Here is a 25724-nt window from a genome sequence, read left to right as displayed (position 1 = left end):
TTCCTCCAATTAAATAGTTACTTACATTATATAAGAATAAAAACAATTTGTTAATTAATCTGTTTACTTAACTCATCCATCCCCTGTTTTCTAATTGCAATTAATTTTTAATTGAAGTGGTATACGATAGAATTTCCGATTGGACGATAACCAATTTTCTTATAAATACTGTTTGAGGAAACATTGGATAGGTCAGTATATAAAGTGCAAAATTTGTAACCCTCTTTTAATAGATGTTTGCTCAACTCAGCCACACAGCTCGTCGCATATCCTTTCCTCGTATGGTCTGGTGGAGTATAAACGAGGTTTACACATATGCCATTGTTGGTACTTCGTGCTTTTCTAGCCATTGAAACCGGGTGGTCATCTATCCATAAAACAACACTGTCCTCTTTGATGAAATCTTCTGCTTTTTGTTTAGCCTGCTCCATTGTAAAAGGTGCCTCAGTCGCATATGAAAACCGATGGATCCAACTTGAAATTAAATCTAAATCACCCATTGTTGCAAACCGCATAGTTCCTGAGCTCATAATAAGTTCATTTACTTTCGATAATTTATATATACATTGATTCATTGCAACTTCGAAGGACTGGCCAGTCTTTTTCATCCATTCTTTCGCAAACAAATAAGCTAGGTCATTCTGGCCGATTACTCCTGGAACAACGATCTCCTCTTCCAAAATGTTTTCAATCGTAATTTGTACCGCTGATTCAATATTTTCTGAGGAAACATCCCCATATATTCCAATACTATGTGATGGAGTCATCAATGAAATTAAAACAATCTCTGAGTCTTGCTTTGTTACTAATGAGAAATAATTTAGTTGATTAATAAATTGTTGGTGTTTCTCTTTCTCGGCACACCTCTTTAAAAATCCTAAAGGAAGATTATGTAATGCTTCATCCATCATTAAGTAAGGATATACTAATTCATAAAACTTTACCGCACTTGTCACTCTTTGAAATTTCATATCCTTCCTCCAGTCTAGTATAAATCTTTTGTAAGACTTAATATTCGAGAACCATTTTGCACACTCCTTTATTTTTACTACAACAAAAGTTCTTAGCTTTATCCTACAATAAATTGATGACACTTAGTGATCATTCATATTCAACGAGACAAATAGTTCACTCACACTCGGTAATTCATCATAAGTCATAGTAAGTATTTATTACACTGCGACTAATAAGTAATCTTAAGGCATAATGTAGTTGCTTATTTTCACTTATATGCCTTACAATGTATTAAAACGGTAAATGTGGTGTTTATATGTTCCAAGATGAGCGGTTATTGCAAGTAAAAGAATATTTACATAAGCACAAAAGGATTTCTGTCACACAATTGATGGCGTTATACGAGGTATCCAGAGATACAGCTAGAAGAGATTTAGTCAAGCTTGAAGAACAAGGGGATGTACTTAGAACGCGAGGAGGAGCTAAGCTGCTTGAGTCATCCCCAGTTACTAGTAGTAAAAGGGAGCAAGAGCATGAACTACCTTCAAGAAGTATGCGAGCAATAGCGAATAGTGCACAAACCCTTATTAGAGATAATGACTATATACTGTTAGATGAGTCTATAACAGTCAGGTATCTATGTGAAGTAATATCTTCACTTCAATTAAAGGCAATTACAAACTCCTTAACTCATGCGTCTATTCTTTCTAAACATGAAGGCATACAGATTAGTGTTCTAGGAGGTATTTTAGACAAAAGTAATCACTGCCTCATTGGGTCAGCTATACATGAGCATTTAAGACAGTATTTTGTTGATAAAGTGTTTATAGGAGCAGAAGGTATCACGAACGAAGGGATTTCATATTCGAACGAAGAGTCCGCTATGGTTCATAAAACGATGAGCCAAAGAGGCGCACAAGTGATTGTTCTTGCAGATGATGAGGCATTCGGAAAGAAAAGCTTAGTTAAAAGTCTTAATTTACCTGAAGTGGATACTGTAATAACGAATAAGAACCCCGGTAAAGAGTATGAAGATCTCTTTAAGCAAACACATATTAAGTTACTTGTTGCTGAGGAAGGTGAAGACAATGGTTAAGAAAAGCGTAGATAGATATCCGCTTTTCTTAACTAATTGTTTACATGTTGGTTGTCTTTTGAGCACGCACAAATAGAAATTGTGGCCGTTTCTTTAAGCGTTCGTATTGCTCAGGCACTGCTTTCCTGAAAGCCTCAGTAGGCAATGGTTCTAAAACTTTCTCGATTACAAATCCATTTAAGTATAAAGGCTTAAATACTTCGCTTAAAGGTCGCCTGTAAAATTGAACCTCTACTTTACCATTATTCGTTTCCCATTCATCTGTTAATAGTTCCGTTGCGAAATAATTTTCTCGATTGAACATCGTAAAATCCATAAAGGGATGATGCACAGAAAACACAAATCGTCCTTTATTTTTTAGAATCCGGTTGAATTCTTTTATAGGTTGTTCCCAATCTTTTAAATAATGTAACGTCAATGCTGAAACGATTAAATCCTTTGATTTAGATTTTATAGCGCTTAATGGTTCATTTAAATCAGCATGAATTACATCCGCTTTGTTTCCTACGCGTGCCTTTGTTCTTTGTACCATATTTTCGCTAAAATCCACAGCTGTCACTTGAGCACCATTCGAGATTAACCACTCAGTATAATATCCTGCACCACAACCAGCATCAAGCACTTTCTTGTTCTCAACATCCGGCAGTAACGATAAAGTTCCTGGGCGTTCATAATAAGCATTAAATGGTTTATGATCTATGTATCTTGCATAATAATCGGCCATTTCTTGATAGGCTTCATATGAAATTGATTTGTCCATCATTCACACTCCTGTAGACATTTTGCCTCAACATGTGTCATAACAAGCTCGAAAACATTGCGGACTATAGTCAACATTTGGTTGATTAAGGCGAATAAAGCATAGTAGACATAATATTCTATTGGTAACTTAAATTTTGTTCCCTTTTAGGGATTATGTAGATTTGATCCTGAGACAATCACAATTATGATGTATTATTTTTGTTCAAATAATAACCGTATTGAGAAAAAAGCAAATACTGAACCTTTCATTCGGTTGATCCATTTAACTACAGTTTGATTCCCCCAAAGTCTCTCTCCGACTGAACCTGCTGATATTGATAACACAACAAAAATGAGTAATGCTTGAATAATGAAAAGAACCCCGAGAATAGTCATTTGCATTGGAATGGAACCTTGCTTCATACTCACAAATTGTGGTAGAAAGGCTAAGAAAAATATCGATACTTTAGGATTCAATATATTCATCAAAATACCCTTCCGATACAATGCACTTAAACTGTACTGCTTTACCTCTTTTGTTTCTGGTTGTGAATTTTCACGAAATGCTTGAATGGCTAAATATAGTAAATAAATTGCGCCTACGATTTTTATTAAAGTAAATGCTAGACTTGATTGATAGATGATTGCAGATATTCCAACCGCCGCTGCGAATGTATGACCGATTAAACCTGTGCACAATCCTAATCCAGTAGCAATACCTGCTTTCTTACCATGAGATACACTTTGCGCGAAGACAAACATAAAATCAGGTCCTGGCGTAATTGTGAGAAGGATCGATGCAAAAATAAAGTAGAGAATCGTATTGATGTCCATGATTGGGTCTCCTTTTTGAATTGAACTACATCTATTCTATCAAATAATAAATAAATTGAAATGTGCGTAATCAATCATTAGGGTTTAAACCTTAAAGATAATAAGCCGATTTAATAGGGAATCCCTTTAAATCGGCTTCATTGTGTCTTTTAATTATGCTCTGGATCTGCGACTTTTACGATGTATTTACCAATATTTTCACCTTTAAACAATCCAATAAATGCTTCAGGTATGTTCTCAAAGCCTTCTACAATCGTTTCTTTATATTTGAGCTTACCTTCTTGTAACCAATTGGATAGATCCTTTATCGCTTCTTCAAAATGAGCTCCGTAATCTGAAACGATAAATCCTTTCATTAATGCACTATTTACAAGTAAGTTGGGCTGTACTCTCATGCCATAGTCCGGTTTTTCTAGGTTGTACAATGAGATTTGTCCACAAATTGGGATTCTAGCACCTTTATTGATTAGACGTAAAACGGCATCAGATACTTCCCCACCAACATTATCATAATAAACGTCGACGCCTTTTGGACACGCTTCTCTTAATGCTTCAAAATATTGATCTGATTTATAATTAATGACTTCATCGAAGTGAAGTTCTTCTTTTAAATATTTAATTTTTTCATCTGTACCGGCAATTCCTACTACTCTTGCTCCAGCAATTTTTGCGATTTGTCCAACAACGGTTCCGACAGCACCAGCTGCACCGGAGACAACTACAGTTTCACCAGACTCAGGTTTACCGATATCTAACAACCCAAAATAAGCGGTCATACCTGGCATCCCAATAACGCCCAGATGAGTTGAAATAGGAGCTTGTTTAGGATCAATTTTTCGTAAATGATCTTCATTAGCAATTTGATAGGTTTGCCATCCGAGATTACCTATTACAAGATCACCAGGTACATACTCAGCACTATTAGACTTTACTACTTCAGCGATCACCCCACCCGATATGACTTCACCTACACGATAAGGCTCTACATATGATTTCTGATCGTTCATACGACCTCTCATGTAAGGATCAACCGAAATATAAATTGATTTAAGTAATACCTCACCTTCTGATGGCTCACTCACCTCATTATTAGTCCAATCGAATGTTTCGTAAGTTGGCATACCAACAGGACGCTCTTTTAAGCGGATTTGTTTTGTATTCATATAATCATTCCACCTTTCAACTTGTTTATCATTATAAATTTCTTATCTTAAGAAAGGAAATAGAATGCTTACACATTAATCAGATTTATATATGATATAATCACTTAGTTACCGATTGTATTTGTAGAAATAGAGGTATATATCATGTATAAAACTAATTCAATTTCAGAAAAAATGAAACAATTCATGATCATCTTATTACCGATTCTTATCACTCAAGTTGGTCTCTTAGCTATGAATTTCTTCGATACCGTAATGAGTGGACGAGCCGGAGCATCAGATCTTGCAGGTGTTGCTATCGGTTCAAGTCTATGGGTTCCAGTCTTTACAGGCTTAACTGGAATATTGATGGCATTAACACCGATTGTAGCGCAATTAATTGGAGCAAAAGAGGGAAACCGTGTTTCCTATTCGGTCTTACAAGGCGTGTATTTGTCAATATTCCTTTCTATTCTAGTCGTTATTCTTGGTATATTCATCATACACCCCATATTAAATGGGATGAATTTGACGGATCATGTTTCTCATGTGGCGAAACATTATTTGATCGGATTGTCTATTGGTATCCTACCGCTATTTGTTTATACTGCATTACGGAGTTTTATTGATGCACTAGGTGAAACGAAAACGACGATGTTCATCACGCTTCTTTCGTTACCAATAAACGTTTTATTTAACTACTTGCTAATTTTCGGGAAATTTGGTTTTCCGAAACTTGGGGGAGTTGGAGCGGGATATGCATCAGCTATTACTTACTGGTTTATATTCTTGATTATTGTCTTTTTTGTTCATAGAATTCAGCCGTTTTCCATTTACCGTGTATTCCATACTTTTTATCGTATTTCATTTAGTAAGTGGAAAGAAATAATGAAAATTGGCGTTCCAATTGGTCTGTCCATATTTTTTGAAGTAAGCATATTTGCGGCGGTCACGTTATTAATGAGCAGTTATGATACAGTAACAATTGCTTCTCACCAAGCTGCAATTAACTTTGCTTCACTTTTATATATGGCACCTTTGAGTGTCTCTATGGCTTTAACGATAGCTGTCGGATTTGAAGTTGGTGCTAAACGAGCTAAAGATGCTAAACAGTATAGTCAGTTGGGAATTGTCATTGCCGTTCTATTTGCACTAGTATCCGCAATCTTACTTTATCTGTTTAATGAACAAATCGCTGGGTTATATACGAACGATCAAGCGGTCCTTCAGCTGACTGGTCATTTCTTAATTTATGCGATATTCTTCCAGCTTTCTGATGCTATTGCTGCTCCCATACAAGGAGCTCTGAGAGGTTATAAAGATGTGAACATTACACTAGTCATGGCGTTGGTCTCTTATTGGGTCGTAGGTTTGCCTCTTGGATATATGCTTTCAATCCATACTGATCTAGGACCATTTGGATACTGGGTTGGTTTAAGCTCAGGATTAACTTGTGCTGCGGTTACCCTTTATTTCAGATTGCGTGTACTCCAAAAGAAACACATTTCTAGATGGGTTGATGAAACTTCATAATCGTTTAAACCTTACCGATACTAGAATTAGTTGAGGAGGTGTAGACGAAAGGTATGGAGTTATCTTCAATTATGGCGAACAACTTATCACAACTACGTCACACATTGAATATGAATTTATTGGATGGTAATTTGGCTAAACAGGCTGCACAAAGCACAGTGATGCTAAAAGACTTCCAAGAAGGGCAACAACAGCTTCAGCACCCTACAGCAGGTCACAAAGTTGATATTAAAGTGTAACAAGAACGCTCGGAGACTCATTATAGCCTCCGAGCGTTTCAGTAAATTAAGATAATTAATCTAAAAATTAAAAAGGACCAGCTTTACTCTACCGGTCCTTGATTTAATAAAGTCTTTGGCGACATCGTTCTGCAGTTTCGTAACAAATTTCAGCTACGCTATTGATAGATGAATCTTTACCTGTATTGCATTCATTGCCACAAGCTTCACAAATTAACTCGCAAAGTTGACAAATCTCTTTAGAAAAGGGCGTTTCTCTTTCAAGCGTTATAACAGTGTATGCACATATATCATAGCATTCAAGTATCAATCTGCTACAATCATCTTTTACTTGTTCGGATGTTTGAATATTGTTTACTTCTAGCCACTCTGCACAACGATCTCGACATTCTTTGCAAATATCAATAATATCTTGATCAAATTCCCTTGCCATAGTATACGCCTCCAACAGTATGTTACTATACTGTATCCTTTCTGAACTGTTGGTAAACTTCTTTGTTCATTTATTTTGAGCGGGTTTGCAACAATGTTGAAAGTTGTTCATATATGCTAACCACTTCATCTAATTTCATCCTTACTAATCCACTAGAAGATGGAGCGACGAATTCTTCCGCTCGATCACTAACCGTTTGATCTTGAAAACCCCATTGAACCTCTCTTCTACCGCTAAATTGCTTATAAACTCCCTTCCCTACAAAACAGACAACACTGGGACTGTAAGCTTCTATTTTCTGTAACAACTGGATTTTCCCGTGTTCATATTCTTCCTTCGTTATGTCTGCAGCTTCTTTCGTTGGTCTAGACACAATATTTGTAAAGCCATATCGATATTCATCCATCAACTGCTCTCCCTCATGGGCTTTAAATAACCTCTCTGTCAAACCAGATTGATAAAGAATTTTCCAAAATCGATTGGTAGGATTCGCGTAGTTATGTCCAGTTTCACTAGAACGAATACTCGGATTAAATCCTACGAAAATTACCCTCAAATTTTTATCTAATAAATCAGGAACAGGGTTAAGCATTTTCTTTCCCCTCACCTTTTAAATGGTTCGGCTTCACGCTCATTCCACCTGATAATACAAACTTCATTGCATCCTCTGCTTTCATATCTAAGATTTCTACATCTTCTATAGGTACAAGAAAAGTCATTCCTGCTACTTGAAATGTTTGAGGAACATAAACTGCGATATGTTCAGTTAACGGTTCAGCAATTGAGTCAACTGATTCAGATGTTACAAATCCAATTGCTTTCATATTCGTACCTGGAATATAGACAAGTGCAACTTTTGAGAAGGATTTCTTATCACCTGCAAAAGACTGCAATGTGTCTTTAATGATCGAATATAAACTCTTCACAAGCGGAATACGATCAAGCAAGCGGTCTAAGAGCTCAACCACTTTTCCACTTATATATTGTTTGGATAACCAGCCTAACAGAGTTATTAAGAGAATAGAGCCTAATAGTCCAATACCAGGGACATAATCCTCTTGCATGACACTGCGAAAAGCTTGGCCCAATATATTATCCAAGAACTCAAATACTTTTATGACGACATAAATAACAAGGATGATTGGTACAACGGTAACAATCCCGTTCAGAAAATTTTTGGCAAATGCTTTCATCATTACCTCCAAAAAAATGAAATAGGAGTAACTGATATTTCAGCTACTCCAATTCAATTATACCATTATTTTTGAAAAGAGTTGTTTCAGTTTGCTTGATCTTTATTTGTATGAAATGTTTGAATCTACTATGGTTCCTGCCTCATTAACATCAGTTAAAAGATTGATCGCCGATTTAAGAACGTTCTTTTGTTGTTCAATATTCTTAGGTTGTCCAAGTGGACTTCCGAAAGGAAATCGTGAATATAAAGAACGAGGTGGTTTTACCAATTCGGCAATTTCTTTTGCCATCGTTAATGTAACCGTCGGAATATCGTATTCTTCAATCGTTCTAGCGACCAGACCGGCCGTCTGTTGACAAATCGGTCAGGAAGGAACGAGTATGGCGAAATCTACTTGTTGAAGCTGTAGTTTCTCTGCAACTTCTTTTGCAGTAACCTTCTTTAACGGATGTGGGATAGGGACATATCCCATAAACGAATAATGTACATCTGCAATTGAACCGATTGTCCCTTCCTCACTTAAATGCTTCAAAATCTCTAAAGGGAAAACAACATTTCGATCTTCATTAGCCTTCGTGTGATCATAATGCTCATGGGCTATAGAAAGTTGATCATAGCTAACGTCGTGCTTGATTTCTCGGTAAGAAGGGTCACCCAAGCCGTAATGATCTTGAAACGGAGGCTGGCCTTTAACATAAACGCCACCAGTTGTTATGATTACTCCTTTGGATTGTTCAAGAGGTTTATTTAACCGAGTAAACACACTCGTTTCGTTTCTCTCGTATTTAAATGAAGGAACCCATCTTTCTTGTACAGCTTTTTCTACTTTTTCAATCATGTTTTCACCTCTTTCAATAATTTGGTTTGGTACCTAACAATCAATAATTAAAAATCAAAGTGATCTGGATCTGGTCCGAACCGCTCATTCTCATTTAATTGGTCAATCGCTTGCATATCCTCATTTGTAAGCGAAAAATCAAATAATGAAGCATTTTCACGAATTCTAGAAGGATTAACGGATTTCGGTATTGTGACAATGTCATGTTGTAGGTCCCACTTTAAGATAACCTGAGCAGGTGTTTTATTATATTTGTCCCCTATTTCTTTCAATACTGGATGTTCAAGAAGCTTACCGTGCATTAACGGAGACCATGCTTCTACTACGATGTTATTGTCTCTGCAAAAAGTCCGTACTTCTCTTTGGGTCAGTTTTGGATGGAGTTCAATTTGGTTTACCATGGGCTTTACATCGGCATCCTCCATCAAGTCCTTTAGGTGATGGACATTGAAATTACAAACACCGATCGCTCGTGCTTTCCCACTTTCATATAAATTTTCTATTGCTCTCCATGTATCTTTATATTTGCCTTCAACAGGCCAATGTATCAAATACAAGTCAACGTAATCTAGACCTAGCTTTTCGAGGCTGTCTTCAAATGCCTTCATTGTGCTTTCATATCCTTGATCTTTATTCCATACTTTTGTCGTAATAAACAATTCTTCACGGGGAATATTAGCTTCTTGTATCGCTTTTCCTACGCCTTCTTCATTTCTATATATAGCTGCTGTATCGATACTGCGATAACCTGCTTCTAATGCCGTTTTCACTGATTCTACAACTTCAGATCCCTCTTCCACTTTAAACACACCGAAACCTAGTCTAGGCATCTTAACCCCATTATGTAATTGGATTGTTTCTTGAATCGTCTTCATCATCCTTCATCACTCCTTTTAATGGATTACAGTCATTATAGTAGAAAATAAAGATCAGTTATAAGTAATATGCCTAGATCAAATTACAAAGAACTGTGTAACGATATCAGCTTTTGGACAATAAATTGGATGATTTGTTCATCCTTCACATATTGAAAGTGAGATAACGGATTCCAATTTGTTAACAAGTTTCCAATATTCATTTCTATATCTTCATTAACAGCTTGGTCATACGCATGATTAAGTGTTTTTAACGGATACCCAAGGACATCATCTCTGTCGTATATATTCCACCATCCACCTTTAGCGTTAGGGTAATGATTTTTAAAGTCCTTTGAAGGAACTTGAATCGGTTTGTCGAAATTGTAAAAACGTAAACTCCATAGAGCGAGAGGAGATCCGAGGGACACAAAACTCGCTAGTGTCTCTCCCTTAGATAAAGGTGAAGCCCCGTGTAGCCAATCTTTAATATATGGAAGAGTATCATTCACCTTCTGTACATCATAGAAATAGTTACTTGTAATAACCGTGCCAAGACTATGGCCAATTACCATTAAAGGTGAATCATGTCCCACTTGTTCACTTAAACGTTCCAATGCTTTAAAATAGGTCTCATGTACTCGTTCATAGTTTTGATAATGGGTATCAGTAGGTTGATAGGCTATCGCATCACCCAAAAACTCAATCATAAATTTTCTTAGTGAGAGAAAGTCAAGTGGTCCACCTTTTTGAACGGCCTCCCACAGTTTCAATTCTTTATCATGGAAGACCTCCCCCCAATAAATTGGAATGAATACAAATTCTTCACCTGTAATCTCTAACCCCTTACTTTTTGCGACTTGCTCAATTTTTTCTTTCAAGCGACAAATGAGGATCTCAGCAAAATCTTCTTTTTGGATGCCCGCACCGTGAATAACGGCTATACCTATTTTCTGCATTTACAGACCCCTCCTCTTAATTTGATTAACATCCCCAATCGAGAAACGATCAAATAAACGACCGCCATAAGGCTCTAAAATCAAATCAGCCATGTGGATGACTTTGCAAAATTCTCCTCTTTGATAGAAGGTTTCAATGCATCTATAAAAGAATTTGTAAAGTGCTCATCATATGATCTTAAAGCTCGATAGATCCATTTAGAGCTACCAATCCATTTTCCATTCGTTCTAAGTACAAACTCATGAAGTCGGTCAGCTAGTGTATTTACAATAAATATTTGTTCATTCCTGTTATTGCTGCCGAGTAAGTCATCAATTAAGTCTGTAATAAAGTATCTCTTTGTATTAATCGTTGCCTTTGTCCATGTAACAGGACCTTTGTCGAGAAGTAATTTTGCTTCTTTTCGAATAGGTGCAAGGATCCCTTCATCTTTAATAATTCTTCCCTCGAATATCATACGTGGCAAAGAGGGAATAGCTCGTTCACAATCCATTTTGAAGTATGCTTGGTAAGAGGACAGGCTATGCGCAAAAATCTCAACTGGCCATCCTTTATAAATGAAGGACTCACGGTAAGATGATTTAAGTTGATTATCAAATATTACAATGTCTAAGTCAGAAGTTGATGTTTCTTCTTTCCGAACGACACTACCGGCTAGTATTGCACCTTGACAATCTCGAAATTCCACATTAATTAAATCTTTTGCAGCTATATAAGAATCCAATCGGTTCATGAGCTCCCCCTCAATATAAATCAAAAGTCTTTTGGTAGTGTAAAATAATCTATTATTGTATTGCCTACAAGCCTTCGACAATAAAGTGTTCTATCCCTTCAAGGATGTATGTATAAACGAAAACATTAAAATGACCCTAGAGAAATTATTTCATCTTGGGTCATTACGTTAGCTATTCCTCTTACCTTGAATTCCTTTCGAGAGATCCAAGAGTCCCCTTCCAACAGATAAACGATCGAATTCCAGTCTTTCAGTATTGTTCATTAAGAGGTTATAGATTTCTCTTTCTGAAAGTCTTCGCTTTAGTTTGGCTTCATACCCTTGGATAAGTAAGGCTGCTGCTCCGGAGACGTGCGGTGTAGCCATAGATGTCCCAGAAGACCTTGCATATTTACTTCCTAAGTATGTCGATGTAATATTCACACCTGGGGCGACTAAATCTATCTCATCATTTGTATTTGTAAAGTCTGCAGGCTTTCTGTCTTCTGTAATAGCTCCAACACAAACGACCTCAGGGTAGTATCCAGGATAGGTACGATCAAAAGAATATGCCTGTCCATCTCCTAGATTTCCTGCTGCACAAACGACTAGGATGTTTTTCGAAACAGCTCTTTTCACAGCTGCGTGTAATCTTGGATCATCAACAGGTCCACCTAATGACATGGATATGACACGTACACGTTCTCGGTTGGGTCCTCTCCAATTAATTGCATAATATATCCCGCGGATTAAACTGTCGTAAGAACTAGCTCCGCTTTCATGAATGACTTTTAGGATTAATAGCTGTGCTTCTGGCGCAACTCCTGCTACCCCAAAGCCATTTAAATTTGCTGCAATAGTTCCAGCCACGTGTGTTCCGTGAAAATGATTATCTGAATAGTTGGAGGGGTCTCCACCATGATCTGCAGTAAAATTTCGTCCACCGATGATTCGGCCACGTAGGTCAGGGTGATCTGGTTGACATCCAGTATCCAATACCGCAACGGTTACCCCTTTTCCTTTGAATCCTAAGTCCCACATCTTTTTTGCGTTGATCATGTGGACCCCGTACGGTATTTCACGTCGAAATCCATTCGTATTAATCATTTGAGACGGAAACAATTGTAGGTCTGCCATCTTCAATCTCCCTTTCACTCAAATCGCATTGCTCTTATACCTATTAGATTCAAGTGAAAGACAAACGGTATGGTGTCTTGTCCATAAAACGTGAAAAAGGGGCTGAATCAAGTTTGATTCAGCCCCGAATAGTTTTGATTCCATTCATCATTTATTATAAATCCTTAGCTAAGCGTAATCCACTAAATTGCCATCTTTTTCCTGGATGAAAGAAATTTCGATAAGTAAGCCTCATATGTGTGGAGTGAGTCGCACAAGAACCACCTCTCAACACCATTTGATTGCACATGAATTTCGCATTATATTCACCGAGTGTACCTTCAAGTGGTTTAGATCTAGGATAAGGTACATATGGACTAGAGGTCCATTCCCAAACATCTCCATACGTTTTATAGAAGTTGGAATCACTATTTTCATATTGATCATTCGGATGGAATAAACTACGATCAGCCATATTACCTTGTAGGCTAGCGTCTTTCATAGCATGCTCCCATTCCGTTTCTGTTGGAAGTCTGAAGCCAGCCCACCGTGCATAAGCATCCGCTTCGTAGAAGCTAATATGTGTGACCGGTTCGTTTTCGTTTACCTTCTGCATGCCTGTTAGGGTAAACGTATACCAGTCTCCTTCATTCTTTTCCCAATAAAGGGGTGACTTCCACTGTTCTTCTTTCACAATAGACCAGCCCTCAGATAGCCAGAACTCTGGCTTTTCATAGCCACCCTCGTTGATAAAGTGAATAAACTCACCATTTGTAACAGGTCTATTCGCGATTGCAAAATCGTCTACCCATGATTTATGGACAGGTCTTTCATTATCAAATGAAAATCCTTTTGCTGAATGTCCTGTTTCAACGATCCCTTCTTCAAAATGAATCCAATCAAAGCGAGGAACTGGATGATAGGATACATTTTTTTGGTCATGATAAGCTGGCCGTAGTGGATTAATGAAGAAGTTATACTTTATATCAGTAATCAATAATTCTTGATGTTGCTGTTCATGATGTAAGCCAATTTCTAGGATCGGTTCTATTTGCTTACATAATTCTTCGCTGCCATCTTCAAGTAAATCACTGATGTGTCCATCAACATATTCTCGGTATTTTATGATTTCATTCACTGACGGTCTTGCGAGCAATCCCCTTGCATGTCTAGGATACGGTTTGCCGTGTGTTTCGTAGTAGGAATTGAATAGGTAATCATATTTATCATTAAACCTATCGTAATGATCCGCATATGGAATTAAGATAAACGTCTCAAAAAACCATGTAGTATGGGCAAGGTGCCATTTTGGAGGACTAACATCTGGAATGGATTGAATGACGAAATCTTCAACCTCTAATGGAGATACAATTTGTTTTGAGAATCCTCGTATTTGCTTGTAACGTTGTAATAACAAGGTATATTTTTGATCCATTACTGACAATTTTGTTCTCCCCTTTTAATCATGTTTTATTAGATCATACTTTTCTTTTCCCTTAGAATGATTCCTGCAAACGATTAATGAATTTTCGTTTCAGGACAGCTATTTCTATCCAAGTTCTAATGGGTTAGTCTTAAGCAAAATGCAATTTATAACCAAGATAAAAGGCTCGACCTGAATAGGTCCAGCCTTTTATTTCTTATCGTTTATTCTTTTTATCTTCTTGTTTTTGAATATCAATAGGTTCGTCTCGTGCAAATTCTTCACGAGCAATTTTTGACCCTTCTGGTGGTCGATTAATTGTACCTTGACGTTTGTGCTCAAAGTTTTTGCCTCTACCCATACTCCAATACCTCCCTTGATTATCCTTTTTCATACTATAAGGATGTCCTGGAAGGTACGAGAATATTAAAAGAATGGGAAGTAAAACAATGTTATCGGTCTATAACCGAATTAGCTTGTTAAAGCTGTATTTTGAGAATTCAATACATACTCATTGACTTCTTTTGCTACTTCTCTACCCTCACGAATTGCCCATACGACCAAGCTTTGACCGCGTCTAGCGTCCCCTGCCGTAAATACGCCATCTACACTCGTCTTGTAAGTGGATTGATCTGTCCAAACCAAACCTCTCTCTGTCTTCCTTAAATCAAAATGCTCTAGAATTTCTTGTTCAGGACCAGTAAATCCAATCGCAATCAAAACGAGCTGAGCATTCCACTCTTTTTCGGTATTAGGTATATTAACAGTGATGGTTTTTCCATCTTTTGTTTCCTTTTTTACTTGAGAGGTTATTAATGATTGAACAGATCCGTTATCAGATGATTTGAATGCCTGTGTCAGCACTTCATACTCACGCGGATCTTTCTTGTATTGTTTATGTGCTTCTTCATATGCGTATTCGAGTGAAAAGGTCATCGGTGTATGCGGCCAAGGATTATCTTCTCCTCGATTTAAAGGAAGTTCTGGATGTTTACCAAACTGAACAATGCTTTTACATTTTTGTCTTAATGCGGTTGCGACACAGTCTGCACCTGTGTCTCCACCACCAATTACGATTACATCCTTACCTTCTGCACTTATATTAGGTTCTGATTTTGAGTGTAATGATTTCGTGGATTCAGTCAAATAATCCATTGCAAAGTGGATCCCTTTACTTTCACGTTCTTCAATTGGAATATCACGCGGTTGCTGTGCACCAGTGCAAAGAACAACAGCATCATAATCACTTAATAGTTGATCTTTACTAATATCCACACCTATCTCTGTATTTAATTGGAATTGTATACCCTCTTCCATTAAAATTTGTATTCTTCTATCAATTGTTTTCTTTTCCAATTTCATATTAGGTATACCGTACATGAGGAGTCCTCCAGGACGATCCTCACGTTCAAAGACGGTAACATAATGGCCTGCCTTATTTAGTTCATCAGCAGCAGTTAACCCTGCTGGACCAGATCCGATTATAGCGATGTGCTTTCCTGTCCGTGTTTTTGGTGGAACCGGTTGAATCCAACCATTGTCAAAACCACGCTCTACAATTTCGTTTTCTATCGACTTAATCGTGACTGGATCATCATTTATGCCTAACACACAAGATCCTTCACACGGTGCAGGACAAACTCTTCCAGTGAACTCAGGAAAATTATTAGTCAATTCCAACCGTTCTAACGCTTGTTTCCATTTTCCTTGGTGAACGAATTCGTTCCATTCCGGTATTAAGTTGTTGATTGGACATCCAATGGATGATTTGTCCCATTCCATACCCGTATGACAAAATGGTGTTCCGCAATCCATGCACCTTTCACCTTGTTGCTTTAGATCTTGGTCCGTTTGTCGTAGTGTATATTCGTTCCAATCATTGATCCTTTCTTTCGGATTTCGCTCTTCATTGCTTTTTCGAGCATATTCTAAGAAACCTTTCGGATTACCCATGATGAGCTCCCTCCTTATTTGGTCAATGTTGTATGGTCACTTGAAGCTTTTTTCATGTCCCTGTCATCATCTTGCTGTAGTTTACGTTTATATTCTTCAGGAATAATTTTGACGAACTGTTTGACGGCTTCCCGCCAGTGATTCAAAATATATTTCGCTTTTGCGCTACCTGTATATTGAACATGCTTGTGAAGCATTTCCTTTATATATTGAATTTCTTCAATATTATCAAGTTCTTCCAGAAGGACCATTTCTCGGTTACATCGGTCCATAACTGTTTTTGGATTCATAGCCCAAATGTAAGAAATGCCACCGGACATACCTGCTGCAAAGTTCTTGCCAATTGATCCTAATATGATCACTCTGCCACCGGTCATATATTCACATCCGTTGTCTCCTACACCTTCCACGACTGCATGTGCGCCACTATTCCGTACTCCAAAACGCTCACCTGCCGCCCCATTGATGAATACTTGACCTGAAGTTGCTCCGAATAACGAAACGTTGCCGATGACGACTTCTTCCATTTTTCGGAAAGTGTTGGACCGTGGAGGTGCGACAATAATTTTCCCTCCAGATAAACCTTTCCCTACATAGTCATTTGCATCACCAAGCACCTTTTGTGTTACACCCTTTGGTAAGAAAGCACCGAAACTTTGTCCGGCTGTGCCGTTGAAAGTTAGTTCAATTGTATCTTCTGGGAGCCCTTTAGCTCCATATTTTTCAGTGATTTCATATCCTAATCGGGTACCTACTGCTCGATCCGTATTACGAATAGGAAGAGTAAGTTTGACAGGTTGTTCATTCATGATACTCTTTTGAACTTTTGGAATAATGTGTGCATGATCTAAATGATTTTCGTTATATTCAGTCCGATAATTTCTGTTCTTGTGCTTCCAACTATGGTCCGTTTGTATGAATAGCGGTGTAAAATCAAGATGTCTTGCTTTCGGGTGATGAATCGCTTGATCATTCAATTTCAAGAAATCCGTCCTACCAATCAATTCATCAAGTGTTCGGACTCCAAGTTGTGCCATCACCTCACGAATTTCTTCAGCAATGAATCTCATGTAGTTGACAACATGTTCGGGCTTACCCATGAATTTCTTTCGAAGCTCAGGGTTTTGTGTCGCAATACCCACTGGACATGTATCTAATTGACAAGCTCTCATCAGGATACAACCGAGTACGACGAGTGGTGCTGTGGAGAAACCAAATTCTTCTGCACCAAATAAAGCGGCTTTCACTACATCTACGCCAGTCATTAATTTGCCATCTGTCTCTAATACAACTTTATCACGTAGGTTATTTAGGATAAGCGTTTGATGGGCTTCCGCTAATCCAAGTTCCCAAGGTAAACCAGCATGTCGGATACTTGTTTTAGGTGATGCACCTGTACCACCTTCGTATCCACTAATAAGTATGACATCTGCTTTTCCTTTCGCAACACCTGCTGCAATTGTTCCAACACCAGTTTTTGCGACCAACTTCACACTAACTCGAGCTTTAGGATTAGCATGTTTCAAATCATAGATGAGTTGAGACAGGTCTTCAATGGAGTAAATATCGTGATGTGGTGGAGGACTAATCAGACCGACGCCTGGCGTAGAGCCGCGAACTTCTGCAATCCAAGGATGTACCTTCTTACCTGGAAGGTGACCTCCTTCACCTGGCTTCGCACCTTGAGCCATTTTGATTTGGATTTCGTCAGCACTCACAAGATAATGGCTATTAACTCCGAATCTTCCAGATGCGACTTGTTTGATTGCACTTTTTCGACTGTCTCCATTCTCATCTCTAATGAAACGATCTGGATCTTCGCCACCTTCACCACTGTTACTTTTACCTCCGATCCGGTTCATTGCAACAGCAAGAATTTCATGCGCTTCTTTACTTAAAGAACCATAAGACATCGCGCCAGTCTTAAATCTCTTCCATAATGATTCCACGGGTTCAACTTCATCCAACGGAATCGGTGTTGTACTTTCTGTATTGAATTCAAATAGGTCCCTTAAATAGGTAACTTCTTCAGTACGAACAAGCTCAGAAAACTTTTTGAATAATTCAGGGTCATTCGTCCGACATGCATGTTGAAGCGTATGAATCGTCTTAGGGTTAAATGAATGATGCTCACCTGTGCTTCTCCATTGCATTGCTCCTCCAGCTTCTAGTGATGGGTTCAATGTGGAATAAGCTTTTTGATGGCGTTTAATCGATTCATCTGCAATCATCTGAAGGTCAATTCCTCCCAATTTAGAGGAGGTGCCACTGAAATATTTTGAAATCACCTTTTCTGAGAGTCCGATTGCTTCAAACGTTTGTGCCCCACGATAACTCTGGATTGTAGAGATCCCCATTTTTGACATGACTTTGACGATTCCAGAAGTGGCAGCATCTCTAAAGCGATCAACAGCTTCCACATAGTCGTAATCCGTTACATGCTCATCGTCTATCAAGCTTTCAATAGTCCGGTATGTGAGATATGGATAGACCATATCAGCTCCGTATCCGATCAGCATGGAGAATTGATGCACGTCTCTCGCTTCAGCTGTCTCTATAATGATGCTTGCCTTTGTCCTCATGCCTTTTCTTACAAGGTAATGATGCAATCCGCTTACCATCAACAAGGATGGAATAGGAATATTATTGTCATTCATGTCTCGATCTGTTAATACGATCAATGAAACACCTTGTCTGATTGCTCTTTCGACCTGTTCGAATACGTTATCTAATGCAGGCTCTAAACTAGCTGTGCCACCTGAAAAACAAGTAGATATTTTTGTTGAACGGAAGTCATTTCTTCCGTTATGAATAATCTCTTCAAACTCTTCTTTCTTCAAAATGGGCGTATATAATCGAATTCGTGTACAATGTTGTGGTCCTTCATCCAACAAGTTTGCTTTAGCACCTATATAGGATGTGGTAGATGTGATTGCCTTTTCTCGAATTGCATCAATCGGTGGGTTCGTGACCTGCGCAAACAGTTGCTTGAAATAATTGAATAGCAATTGAGGCTTTGTAGATAAAACGGCTAAAGGCGTGTCGTTCCCCATTGATCCAATTGGATCTTTCATTTCATTCACCATCGGAAGAATGTTTTTCATTATTTCTTCGTTCGTGTATCCGTGTGCAAGTTGATAAGTCAACATTTCCTTATCGATCATCTTTTCAAACCGCGGACCATCAATATGAGCATGTAATTTAACGAGAGACTCGTTCAACCATTTTCGATATGGGTGTTGAACGGCAACTTTTCGCTTGATTTCATCATTAATAAGGATTTCATTCTTTTCAAGGTCAACAAGGATCATTTCTCCAGGAGCTAAACGCCCTTTTTGGACGACATTTTCTTGATCAATATCCAACACTCCGACCTCAGAAGAGAAGATGATGGTATTCTCGTCTGTTAAATAATACCTCGCAGGGCGCAAACCGTTCCTGTCAATTGAAGCACCAATTTGCTTTCCATTGGTGTATGCAAGAGCAGTTGGGCCGTCCCAAGGTTCCATAATACAACTCATATATTCAAAGCAAGCTCGCTCAGGGTCGGTCATCTGATCGTTGAAATCCCAAGCTTCTGGTACCAATAACATAGCGGTATGTGCGAGAGATCTACCATTCATAACTAGGTACTCAAATGTTTGATCTAGCATACCAGAGTCACTTGCATCCTCTGATACAACAGGAAGGAGATCTTTGTGACGTTTGCCATATACAGTTGATACGGCTGCACTTTCCCGTGTTTTCATCCAATTCACATTACCCGTAATTGTATTGATTTCTCCATTATGCATGAGCATTCTGTTTGGGTGAGCTCGTTCCCACGATGGAAACGTATTTGTACTATATCGAGAATGAACCATTCCAAACATAGATGTCGTAATTGGATTCGCTAAGTCGAGATAAAATTGGTCGAGCTGATATGAGGTGAGCATCCCTTTATAAACAATTGCATCTGGAGAGAGACTTGCAATGTAGAACGGTCCCTCTGCAATATTGTTCAGTGTTACTACTTTCTTCTCAATCAGCCTACGAATCAAGTACAAGGTTTGATTAAACTTTTCTGCAGATTTTATATGGTCAGGTTTTCTAATAAACATTTGTTTTATAAACGGCATTGTCTTTTTCGCATTTGAAGTGATGATTGTATCGTCTACAGGTACTGTTCGCCATCCAATAAATTGATGACCTTCTTTATAAACGATTTCCTCAATCACTTCTTCTATTTGATTACGTAAAGACTCATTTTGAGGTAAAAAAACCATCCCTACAGCATAATCGCCTTGTTTAGGGAGGGTTTCATTCCAAGTCTTACGAAAAAGTCGATCTGGCATTTGTATCATAATGCCTGCGCCGTCTCCAGAATCAGGGTCTGCTCCCTGACCTCCTCTATGTTCAAGTCGGCACAGGATGGTCAATGCATCTTTAATCGTTTTATGAGTAGAAGTACCATCTACTTGTGCAACAAATCCGATTCCACAAGCATCACTTTCATATTTAGGATCATATAACCCTTGTTTCTCTGGTAGTCCTGTCCGTATCATCTCATCACCCCAGCGTTAATATTTATGAAAAGAAAATTAATAAATTCTCCTATGAGCATTCGAAAATTTCTGACAATAGGTTAGTTTTAATGTTATTGGTTTTCTGTTATGCTTTCAATATATAAATTAGATTGAATTGATCTCATTTTGAGATTAAGCGCTTACAAGGGTTGATATGAATGGAATTAAGACAGATTAATTATTTTATTAAAGTGGCAGAAATGGAGCATTTCAGTGATGCAGCTGCAGAATTACATATCGCACAATCTGCAGTAAGTCGACAAATCGCCAACCTTGAAGAAGAGCTTGGGGTCAAGCTTTTTTTCAGAGAAGGTCGTAACATCCGGTTGACTCCAGTAGGTAGGATTTTTCTGGAGCGTGCACAGTTAGCAGTATTAGAGATCGATAAGGCGAAACAAGAAGTTTATGAATATTTGAATCCAGAGACCGGAACAATTAGACTCGGATTTCCTAACAGTCTTGCAGCAAAGACGCTTCCATCTGTCATTTCTGCTTTCAGGAAGGAACATCCTCAAATCGGTTTTCAATTACGTCAAGGGACTGTTCATGAACTAACTACCGCTGTAATCCAAGGTCATATTGATCTGGCATTCGTCTCTCCTGTTCCAGCAAAACAATCAGATGTGAAAGGGCATATCTTCTTTACAGAAAAACTATTAGCTTTATTACCTGAACAACATTCATTAGCTGGCGAGCTACATTTGAGGTTAGGTCAATTAAAGCAGGACCCATTTGTTATGTTCAGACAAGGGTATGTATTACGAGAGCTTGTAACGAGAGCTTGTCAACAGGTAGGGTTTAATCCACGAATTGCTTTTGAAGGTGAAGATGTCGATACGATTAAAGGGCTCGTTTCCGCTGGTCTTGGCGTAAGCTTACTACCAGAAATCAGTTTGCATGAAAGACAAGACCGTGACACCGTCGCTATTGAAGTCATTGAACCGAATGTCAAAAAAACGGTCGGTATTGTCATACCTCAAAATCGAGAACTCGCACCATCCGAGCAAATATTTTTTGAATTCTTGAAAGAGTTTTATGAGAAACTGAATCGATTCGGACAATAAGGTTAAAAAATGCGGTAACAAAGACTAATTGTTTCACAGTAAAAAGGTTTAGAGAAGAACATCTCTAAACCTTTTCCTATAGTTATGGCACGAATAGGGCTCTTTCAATCCGCCATTTCAGCTTTTCTCCACTTTCGCGGTACGAATGCGGTTCTATGCCTCTTGAGTCTTCCAGATGTGTCTGTTGAATAACGATTATAAATGTTGAGTATGTTTATCTTCATTTTTCAGTGGTACTGATGATTTCAATACCTTGTAATGCTTGGGTCGCTAATTTGTCTGCTTCTTTGTTTTCTTTCCTTGAGACCAATAAATACTCAGGTTCAATTCCTAATTTCTTCATTTTGTTTTCAATTCGATCAGCCCAACTTCTCAGAGCATCTTCAAAACATGCCCATTCTTCTCGCATCTGATTAATGACAACTTGTGAATCACCATTAAATTGTACAGGTAGATGATGAACACCCAACTGTTCTAATTCATCTATTGCAAGATAAAGTGCAGCATATTCTGCTTCATTATTTGTATGAAGTTCTTCAATCAACGAGTTTTTTCGTAATCGATATGATTTCCCGTTTTGCTTGTAATAAATACTACAACCTAATCCAGAATGCTTAGTTTCTAAGTCAAAGCCTCCATCAAAGTAAACGATGATGTCATGAGGTTCGGTTTGAATCCCCTTTAAAAATTCTTTCAGTTCCTTTACAGACCAAGTGCCCTCTCGGTGGTCGACAAACTTGATACTCTTTACACGCCCGGTCTTTTCTAAGTCTTCTGAGATGAGAATGGCATCTTCTGCATCTATCATCTCAGAATTGAAAGATGTTTTCATGCCTTTTGGTGTTTTATAGATTAATTCAATTCTTACCTTCATATATTTACCTCCATTTAATAACGGACACGGATACAAGTATGTAATAGCTGTCTATTGGCGATAATGTTGATAAAAAAAGGTGATATCGATGGAGTTATACCGCATTTTCTATACTTATCGGACGAGAGACCTGAATTTTATTACAATAACGGGTATGGATATGACCAATCGTAAGTTATTTTCCGTTCTAATCTATTCTCCAAATGATACAATTGATTTAGATCATCCACTAACCCCAAGCCTACCTGAACATTTACGTACTCTCCTTCAAAATGAAGCATCAAAAATTAATGTAGGACATTATGACTTATCCAGTTGGGAAACAAATGTCTTACATTAATCCAATCTATTACTCATATACCTCTTGAGACCGATAGATAGGATAAAGACGATGAACAGTAGAGCAAGAACAATGATCATTTCTTTCATATTAACAGATACAAGTGAGCTGCCAATGTAATTAAGACCGACTGTGCCTGGAATCATACCGACAGAGGTTGCAAGGATATAAGGTTTATAACGGATGGATGTCAAACCTGAAGAGTAACTAACAATGTCAAAATTCAATAGCGGAACTAACCTCAATATGAGTACATACTGGAATCCCTTTTGGTCAATTTTCTGTGTTAAGGCTTGGAAACGTTCTCGACTTTCGATTTTCAATAAATCACCGTATTTTCGCGAGATATAAAACGATATAGATGCCCCAATTAAACCACCGATAATGGTTAAAAGTGTGCCAAATATCGGACCAAATGCTAACCCTCCGGCAACTGTCAAAATGAGAAACGGAAATAGGATCACCGGTCGTAAAGAACAAAATACGACATACATTAACGGTGAAAATATGCCAAAAGATATAAACCAGTTTCTTAATTGTTCTGGATCATGATTAACCTTGTTTCCAATCAAAATTAAAAATAGAATCATAGCAGCCATTGCACTATATTTTAATGTGTGTAATACCCATCTCATGCACAACAGCCCTTTCTCATTACGTGTTGTTCCCAAAGTACTGTACAAAAATATTCTCTAGGGTTATGTAATGTCGAAAAGGCTAGAAAGATTATGAATGATTGATTACCCTTTGTCCTTAGATAGCTTAATTAAAGATCTGACTTTCTTATGGATGTCTCGTTCAGTTAATGATTTTTCAGATTGTTTACTTTCGAGTTCACCAATTTTCATAAAAATTTTCTTGTCTGGTGATATTGTGACATCCATTTCCGGGTATGCCGCATCCAATTTCTTTTGAACTTTATGCTGGATCTCTTCTATTCTAAAACGATCCATTGTTGTTATTTTAATCGCTACCAATAGTTGATCTTTAGAATGAATGAGTTTGACATCATCCACACCATTCACCTTTTTTATTTCTTCATGAATGGATGAGGATTCTTGTACAGAAAGCTCCTTCGTCGATATAGTATTCTTCATATCTGATGATTGTTCCTCTTTACATCCTCCAAGTACGATGATCATTATTATCGCAGGAACGAGAAACATTTTCTTCACTTGTATCATATAAAATCTGTCCTTTCATGTTCATTCGATACAACCTCGTTTTCCTTTATTGTTTCAAACTGATGGAAAATCATACTTCTGGTTCTCTATCCTGTTATTACCTCTATTACATTCCATGGAGGAAGAGAACAATAAGGACGATGTATAAGGTTTAGGGTTGTAAAGGAGAAATGGATATGGAGATGATTAGGGGTTATGCATTATCCATCTGGCATACATTAGATCCCGTTTATTATCTATTTACACGGTTAACATACTTAGGTATGAATGAGGACTCTTCGGACTGCGTTTTCCGAGTAAGGTTAACACGATATAAAGGTCGGACAGTCATATTAAAGGATGGAACAGAAATTAAGAAAAATGATTTACTCGTGAAAATACACCTTCATAATGTCAAGCTGATTAAAGATCTTCATCATATCGATAACGATTTTAAAAAGGTCGTCTGTCTATTTCAGAAAATAAAGACATCATTACCACATGTTGCAAAGTATTTGGAAAAACATAAAGATTGTAATGAAATCAAGGGGATTGTAGGGATTACTCTATTAGAGAGAGGATGTCAAAAGCTTGGTTTTGAGCCTTTTATCATTCAAAACAAATGGTATCGGATCTTTAAGCTGAGTTCACTCATACCTATTGCAATTCTTTCAAGCAATAAAGAGAAACAATTCTTCACCTTAAAACCACATTATTTAATGATGTCAAAAACGCAATTGTTCAATCGCTACCAATCAAATATAAACAAGTAACCAGTATTTACCGGTTACAATCACCAATCCATTTCCTATAATTGTTATAGGAGGGGATTGGTTTGTTCGTTACTGCATTATTCGTTATCTTACTTTCGATATTTATATGGAAAGCCTATAACAACACGAAAAACATACAGCTTGAAAGGATAACGATTAACAACGGGAAAAAACAATGTTGTAATACCTTAAACGTACTTCAAATTTCCGATATGCACTTAGAAAACATATCCATAAGTCCTGAAGAGTTATATGATCAACTGAAGGATGAAGACATTGATTTAATTGCACTAACTGGAGACTACTTAGATCGCAAACGAACATTAAAGAAACTCCCCGCATATCTTGAAGTCTTTAAACAACTGAAACCTACATTAGGTTGTTTTGCTGTTTTTGGTAATCATGATTACGTTTTAAAAGAGCCGTACTTTGCGCATTTAGAAAAAACGTTGAATGAATTTGGTGTACGAACGTTTAGAAATGAGCATACACAAATTGTAATGCATGGATTAATGATAAATATTATCGGCATAGATGATTATAGTACGGGTAGGAGTCGTTTGTCAGATAGTTATCATGCATTGAATGAAGCTGATTTTAATCTTGTCCTTACTCATGACCCTAACATTATTTTGAACATGAAGGATCATCCTTTTGATTATTTACTTTCCGGTCACTTCCATAATGGACAAATTCATTGGCCAAAGCCTTATCACTTGATAAAAATGGGGAAATTAGCAAGAATGAGAATGGTCCAAGGCTTACATTATATGTATGGAAAACCTTTCTATATTAGCGAGGGTTTAGGTCAAACTGGTATAAACATACGTGTAGGTTCAAGACCAGAAATCACGATCCACAAACTCTCTTTATCAAAAGAAAAAACGCAAACAGAATCAGCATCGTAGCTCCTTTTTAAGAG

Annotated in this window: 27 protein-coding genes; 8 read left to right on the top strand and 19 right to left on the bottom strand. The window is 37.7% G+C overall.

Annotated features, from left to right (window positions below):
- Nucleotides 1–107 precede the first annotated feature (107 nt).
- A complete protein-coding gene (locus tag L2716_RS06450; RefSeq protein WP_236332893.1) occupies nt 108–971 on the bottom strand; it encodes a GNAT family N-acetyltransferase in 864 nt (287 codons plus the stop codon).
- Nucleotides 972–1270: 299 nt separating this feature from the next.
- Between L2716_RS06450 and L2716_RS06445 the strand changes: the two genes are divergently transcribed.
- Entirely contained in the window at nt 1271–2050 is a 780-nt protein-coding gene (locus L2716_RS06445) for a DeoR/GlpR family DNA-binding transcription regulator (protein ID WP_236332891.1), read from the top strand.
- Nucleotides 2051–2090: 40 nt separating this feature from the next.
- Here the strand turns inward: L2716_RS06445 and L2716_RS06440 are convergent, their stop codons facing one another.
- The 3 genes from L2716_RS06440 to L2716_RS06430 all read right to left on the bottom strand — a co-directional run bounded on the left by L2716_RS06440 (nt 2091) and on the right by L2716_RS06430 (nt 4788).
- Complete coding sequence (locus L2716_RS06440; RefSeq protein WP_236332889.1) at nt 2091–2810, bottom strand: class I SAM-dependent methyltransferase; 720 nt, start codon at nt 2808–2810, stop codon at nt 2091–2093.
- A gap of 194 nt (nt 2811–3004) precedes the next feature.
- Nucleotides 3005–3625 carry a LysE family translocator gene (locus L2716_RS06435; protein WP_236332887.1) on the bottom strand — a complete coding sequence of 207 codons (621 nt, stop codon included), beginning with the start codon at nt 3623–3625 and terminating at the stop codon, nt 3005–3007.
- 149 nt (nt 3626–3774) lie between these two features.
- Nucleotides 3775–4788: an NADP-dependent oxidoreductase gene (locus tag L2716_RS06430; protein ID WP_236332885.1), complete on the bottom strand. Its 1014-nt coding sequence runs from the start codon at nt 4786–4788 to the stop codon at nt 3775–3777.
- A 144-nt stretch (nt 4789–4932) separates the two neighbouring features.
- Between L2716_RS06430 and L2716_RS06425 the strand changes: the two genes are divergently transcribed.
- Both L2716_RS06425 and L2716_RS06420 read left to right on the top strand, forming a co-directional pair.
- Nucleotides 4933–6300 carry an MATE family efflux transporter gene (locus L2716_RS06425; protein WP_236332883.1) on the top strand — a complete coding sequence of 456 codons (1368 nt, stop codon included), beginning with the start codon at nt 4933–4935 and terminating at the stop codon, nt 6298–6300.
- 53 nt (nt 6301–6353) lie between these two features.
- Complete coding sequence (locus L2716_RS06420) at nt 6354–6539, top strand: hypothetical protein (protein ID WP_236332881.1); 186 nt, start codon at nt 6354–6356, stop codon at nt 6537–6539.
- A 103-nt stretch (nt 6540–6642) separates the two neighbouring features.
- On the opposite strand, the gene L2716_RS06415 is transcribed toward L2716_RS06420, so the two are convergent.
- From L2716_RS06415 to L2716_RS06405, 3 genes are all read right to left on the bottom strand, one after another.
- Nucleotides 6643–6972 carry a four-helix bundle copper-binding protein gene (locus L2716_RS06415; RefSeq protein WP_236332879.1) on the bottom strand — a complete coding sequence of 110 codons (330 nt, stop codon included), beginning with the start codon at nt 6970–6972 and terminating at the stop codon, nt 6643–6645.
- 70 nt (nt 6973–7042) lie between these two features.
- Nucleotides 7043–7564 carry a G/U mismatch-specific DNA glycosylase gene (gene mug, locus L2716_RS06410; RefSeq protein WP_236332877.1) on the bottom strand — a complete coding sequence of 174 codons (522 nt, stop codon included), beginning with the start codon at nt 7562–7564 and terminating at the stop codon, nt 7043–7045.
- Nucleotides 7557–8165, bottom strand: a complete 609-nt coding sequence (locus tag L2716_RS06405) for a DUF502 domain-containing protein (protein WP_236332875.1) — start codon at nt 8163–8165, stop codon at nt 7557–7559. Before L2716_RS06405 ends, mug begins: the two co-directional genes overlap by 8 nt.
- A gap of 115 nt (nt 8166–8280) precedes the next feature.
- Here L2716_RS06405 and L2716_RS06400 point away from each other — a divergent pair, with 115 nt between their 5' ends.
- A complete protein-coding gene (locus tag L2716_RS06400; RefSeq protein WP_236332873.1) occupies nt 8281–8523 on the top strand; it encodes a hypothetical protein in 243 nt (80 codons plus the stop codon).
- Nucleotides 8524–8531: 8 nt separating this feature from the next.
- Here L2716_RS06400 and L2716_RS06395 read toward each other — a convergent pair whose 3' ends face one another.
- The 9 genes from L2716_RS06395 to gltB form a co-directional block, all read right to left on the bottom strand.
- Entirely contained in the window at nt 8532–9005 is a 474-nt protein-coding gene (locus L2716_RS06395; RefSeq protein WP_236332871.1) for a glycine/sarcosine/betaine reductase selenoprotein B family protein, read from the bottom strand.
- Nucleotides 9006–9052: 47 nt separating this feature from the next.
- Entirely contained in the window at nt 9053–9880 is an 828-nt protein-coding gene (locus tag L2716_RS06390) for an aldo/keto reductase (RefSeq protein ID WP_329610128.1), read from the bottom strand.
- 83 nt (nt 9881–9963) lie between these two features.
- Nucleotides 9964–10818, bottom strand: a complete 855-nt coding sequence (locus L2716_RS06385) for a chemotaxis protein (protein WP_236332867.1) — start codon at nt 10816–10818, stop codon at nt 9964–9966.
- A gap of 80 nt (nt 10819–10898) precedes the next feature.
- Nucleotides 10899–11552: a nucleotidyltransferase domain-containing protein gene (locus L2716_RS06380; protein WP_329610100.1), complete on the bottom strand. Its 654-nt coding sequence runs from the start codon at nt 11550–11552 to the stop codon at nt 10899–10901.
- A 168-nt stretch (nt 11553–11720) separates the two neighbouring features.
- On the bottom strand, nt 11721–12668 hold the full coding sequence (locus L2716_RS06375; protein WP_236332865.1) for a S8 family peptidase: 948 nt from the start codon (nt 12666–12668) through the stop codon (nt 11721–11723).
- Between the two features lie 154 nt (nt 12669–12822).
- The gene (egtB, locus tag L2716_RS06370; RefSeq protein ID WP_236337817.1) at nt 12823–14082 is read right to left on the bottom strand and encodes an ergothioneine biosynthesis protein EgtB; all 1260 of its coding nucleotides are present in this window, start codon (nt 14080–14082) and stop codon (nt 12823–12825) included.
- A 205-nt stretch (nt 14083–14287) separates the two neighbouring features.
- On the bottom strand, nt 14288–14431 hold the full coding sequence (locus L2716_RS06365) for a hypothetical protein (RefSeq protein ID WP_236332863.1): 144 nt from the start codon (nt 14429–14431) through the stop codon (nt 14288–14290).
- Between the two features lie 110 nt (nt 14432–14541).
- Complete coding sequence (locus L2716_RS06360) at nt 14542–16023, bottom strand: glutamate synthase subunit beta (RefSeq protein WP_236332861.1); 1482 nt, start codon at nt 16021–16023, stop codon at nt 14542–14544.
- A 14-nt stretch (nt 16024–16037) separates the two neighbouring features.
- Nucleotides 16038–20567, bottom strand: coding sequence for a glutamate synthase large subunit (gltB, locus tag L2716_RS06355; protein WP_236332859.1), 4530 nt, complete (start codon nt 20565–20567; stop codon nt 16038–16040).
- Between the two features lie 179 nt (nt 20568–20746).
- Between gltB and gltC the strand changes: the two genes are divergently transcribed.
- Nucleotides 20747–21652, top strand: a complete 906-nt coding sequence (gltC, locus tag L2716_RS06350; protein ID WP_236332857.1) for a glutamate biosynthesis transcriptional regulator GltC — start codon at nt 20747–20749, stop codon at nt 21650–21652.
- Nucleotides 21653–21872: 220 nt separating this feature from the next.
- On the opposite strand, the gene L2716_RS06345 is transcribed toward gltC, so the two are convergent.
- On the bottom strand, nt 21873–22526 hold the full coding sequence (locus tag L2716_RS06345; RefSeq protein WP_236332855.1) for a ribonuclease H family protein: 654 nt from the start codon (nt 22524–22526) through the stop codon (nt 21873–21875).
- 88 nt (nt 22527–22614) lie between these two features.
- Here L2716_RS06345 and L2716_RS06340 point away from each other — a divergent pair, with 88 nt between their 5' ends.
- Complete coding sequence (locus L2716_RS06340) at nt 22615–22866, top strand: hypothetical protein (RefSeq protein ID WP_236332853.1); 252 nt, start codon at nt 22615–22617, stop codon at nt 22864–22866.
- On the opposite strand, the gene L2716_RS06335 is transcribed toward L2716_RS06340, so the two are convergent.
- Together L2716_RS06335 and L2716_RS06330 are read right to left on the bottom strand one after the other, a co-directional pair.
- Nucleotides 22863–23465 (bottom strand): TVP38/TMEM64 family protein, encoded by a 603-nt coding sequence (locus tag L2716_RS06335; RefSeq protein WP_236332851.1) that lies wholly within the window; start codon nt 23463–23465, stop codon nt 22863–22865. The genes L2716_RS06340 and L2716_RS06335 overlap by 4 nt on opposite strands.
- Before the next feature lie 141 nt (nt 23466–23606).
- Nucleotides 23607–24050, bottom strand: a complete 444-nt coding sequence (locus tag L2716_RS06330) for a YhcN/YlaJ family sporulation lipoprotein (protein WP_236332848.1) — start codon at nt 24048–24050, stop codon at nt 23607–23609.
- A 176-nt stretch (nt 24051–24226) separates the two neighbouring features.
- Here L2716_RS06330 and L2716_RS06325 point away from each other — a divergent pair, with 176 nt between their 5' ends.
- Both L2716_RS06325 and L2716_RS06320 read left to right on the top strand, forming a co-directional pair.
- The gene (locus tag L2716_RS06325) at nt 24227–24802 is read left to right on the top strand and encodes a YkoP family protein (RefSeq protein WP_236332846.1); all 576 of its coding nucleotides are present in this window, start codon (nt 24227–24229) and stop codon (nt 24800–24802) included.
- Between the two features lie 56 nt (nt 24803–24858).
- Nucleotides 24859–25710, top strand: coding sequence for a metallophosphoesterase (locus tag L2716_RS06320; protein WP_236337816.1), 852 nt, complete (start codon nt 24859–24861; stop codon nt 25708–25710).
- The last annotated feature ends 14 nt before the right edge of the window (nt 25711–25724 follow it).

The sequence above is a fragment of the Pseudalkalibacillus berkeleyi genome (assembly GCF_021608225.1).
GTDB classification, from domain to species: Bacteria; Bacillota; Bacilli; order Bacillales; family Fictibacillaceae; genus Pseudalkalibacillus; species Pseudalkalibacillus berkeleyi.
The sequence above is the reverse complement of the archived record's forward strand: the minus strand, read 5'-3'. Positions and strand labels throughout refer to the sequence as shown.

Excerpts from the sequence above, each read along its gene's own strand:
- L2716_RS06425 (WP_236332883.1), top strand. The coding sequence starts at position 4,933 with ATGTATAAAACTAATTCAATTTCAGAAAAAATGAAACAATTCATGATC.
- L2716_RS06405 (WP_236332875.1), bottom strand. The coding sequence starts at position 8,165 with ATGAAAGCATTTGCCAAAAATTTTCTGAACGGGATTGTTACCGTTGTA.
- mug (WP_236332877.1), bottom strand. The coding sequence starts at position 7,564 with ATGCTTAACCCTGTTCCTGATTTATTAGATAAAAATTTGAGGGTAATT.
- L2716_RS06330 (WP_236332848.1), bottom strand. The coding sequence starts at position 24,050 with ATGATACAAGTGAAGAAAATGTTTCTCGTTCCTGCGATAATAATGATC.
- L2716_RS06385 (WP_236332867.1), bottom strand. The coding sequence starts at position 10,818 with ATGCAGAAAATAGGTATAGCCGTTATTCACGGTGCGGGCATCCAAAAA.
- L2716_RS06420 (WP_236332881.1), top strand. The coding sequence starts at position 6,354 with ATGGAGTTATCTTCAATTATGGCGAACAACTTATCACAACTACGTCAC.
- L2716_RS06335 (WP_236332851.1), bottom strand. The coding sequence starts at position 23,465 with ATGGCTGCTATGATTCTATTTTTAATTTTGATTGGAAACAAGGTTAAT.
- L2716_RS06365 (WP_236332863.1), bottom strand. The coding sequence starts at position 14,431 with ATGGGTAGAGGCAAAAACTTTGAGCACAAACGTCAAGGTACAATTAAT.
- L2716_RS06435 (WP_236332887.1), bottom strand. The coding sequence starts at position 3,625 with ATGGACATCAATACGATTCTCTACTTTATTTTTGCATCGATCCTTCTC.
- egtB (WP_236337817.1), bottom strand. The coding sequence starts at position 14,082 with ATGGATCAAAAATATACCTTGTTATTACAACGTTACAAGCAAATACGA.
- L2716_RS06325 (WP_236332846.1), top strand. The coding sequence starts at position 24,227 with ATGGAGATGATTAGGGGTTATGCATTATCCATCTGGCATACATTAGAT.
- gltC (WP_236332857.1), top strand. The coding sequence starts at position 20,747 with ATGGAATTAAGACAGATTAATTATTTTATTAAAGTGGCAGAAATGGAG.
- L2716_RS06415 (WP_236332879.1), bottom strand. The coding sequence starts at position 6,972 with ATGGCAAGGGAATTTGATCAAGATATTATTGATATTTGCAAAGAATGT.
- L2716_RS06400 (WP_236332873.1), top strand. The coding sequence starts at position 8,281 with ATGTTTGAATCTACTATGGTTCCTGCCTCATTAACATCAGTTAAAAGA.
- L2716_RS06380 (WP_329610100.1), bottom strand. The coding sequence starts at position 11,552 with ATGAACCGATTGGATTCTTATATAGCTGCAAAAGATTTAATTAATGTG.
- L2716_RS06430 (WP_236332885.1), bottom strand. The coding sequence starts at position 4,788 with ATGAATACAAAACAAATCCGCTTAAAAGAGCGTCCTGTTGGTATGCCA.
- L2716_RS06390 (WP_329610128.1), bottom strand. The coding sequence starts at position 9,880 with ATGAAGACGATTCAAGAAACAATCCAATTACATAATGGGGTTAAGATG.
- L2716_RS06345 (WP_236332855.1), bottom strand. The coding sequence starts at position 22,526 with ATGAAGGTAAGAATTGAATTAATCTATAAAACACCAAAAGGCATGAAA.
- L2716_RS06340 (WP_236332853.1), top strand. The coding sequence starts at position 22,615 with ATGGAGTTATACCGCATTTTCTATACTTATCGGACGAGAGACCTGAAT.
- gltB (WP_236332859.1), bottom strand. The coding sequence starts at position 20,567 with ATGATACGGACAGGACTACCAGAGAAACAAGGGTTATATGATCCTAAA.
- L2716_RS06440 (WP_236332889.1), bottom strand. The coding sequence starts at position 2,810 with ATGGACAAATCAATTTCATATGAAGCCTATCAAGAAATGGCCGATTAT.
- L2716_RS06395 (WP_236332871.1), bottom strand. The coding sequence starts at position 9,005 with ATGATTGAAAAAGTAGAAAAAGCTGTACAAGAAAGATGGGTTCCTTCA.
- L2716_RS06445 (WP_236332891.1), top strand. The coding sequence starts at position 1,271 with ATGTTCCAAGATGAGCGGTTATTGCAAGTAAAAGAATATTTACATAAG.
- L2716_RS06360 (WP_236332861.1), bottom strand. The coding sequence starts at position 16,023 with ATGGGTAATCCGAAAGGTTTCTTAGAATATGCTCGAAAAAGCAATGAA.
- L2716_RS06375 (WP_236332865.1), bottom strand. The coding sequence starts at position 12,668 with ATGGCAGACCTACAATTGTTTCCGTCTCAAATGATTAATACGAATGGA.
- L2716_RS06450 (WP_236332893.1), bottom strand. The coding sequence starts at position 971 with ATGAAATTTCAAAGAGTGACAAGTGCGGTAAAGTTTTATGAATTAGTA.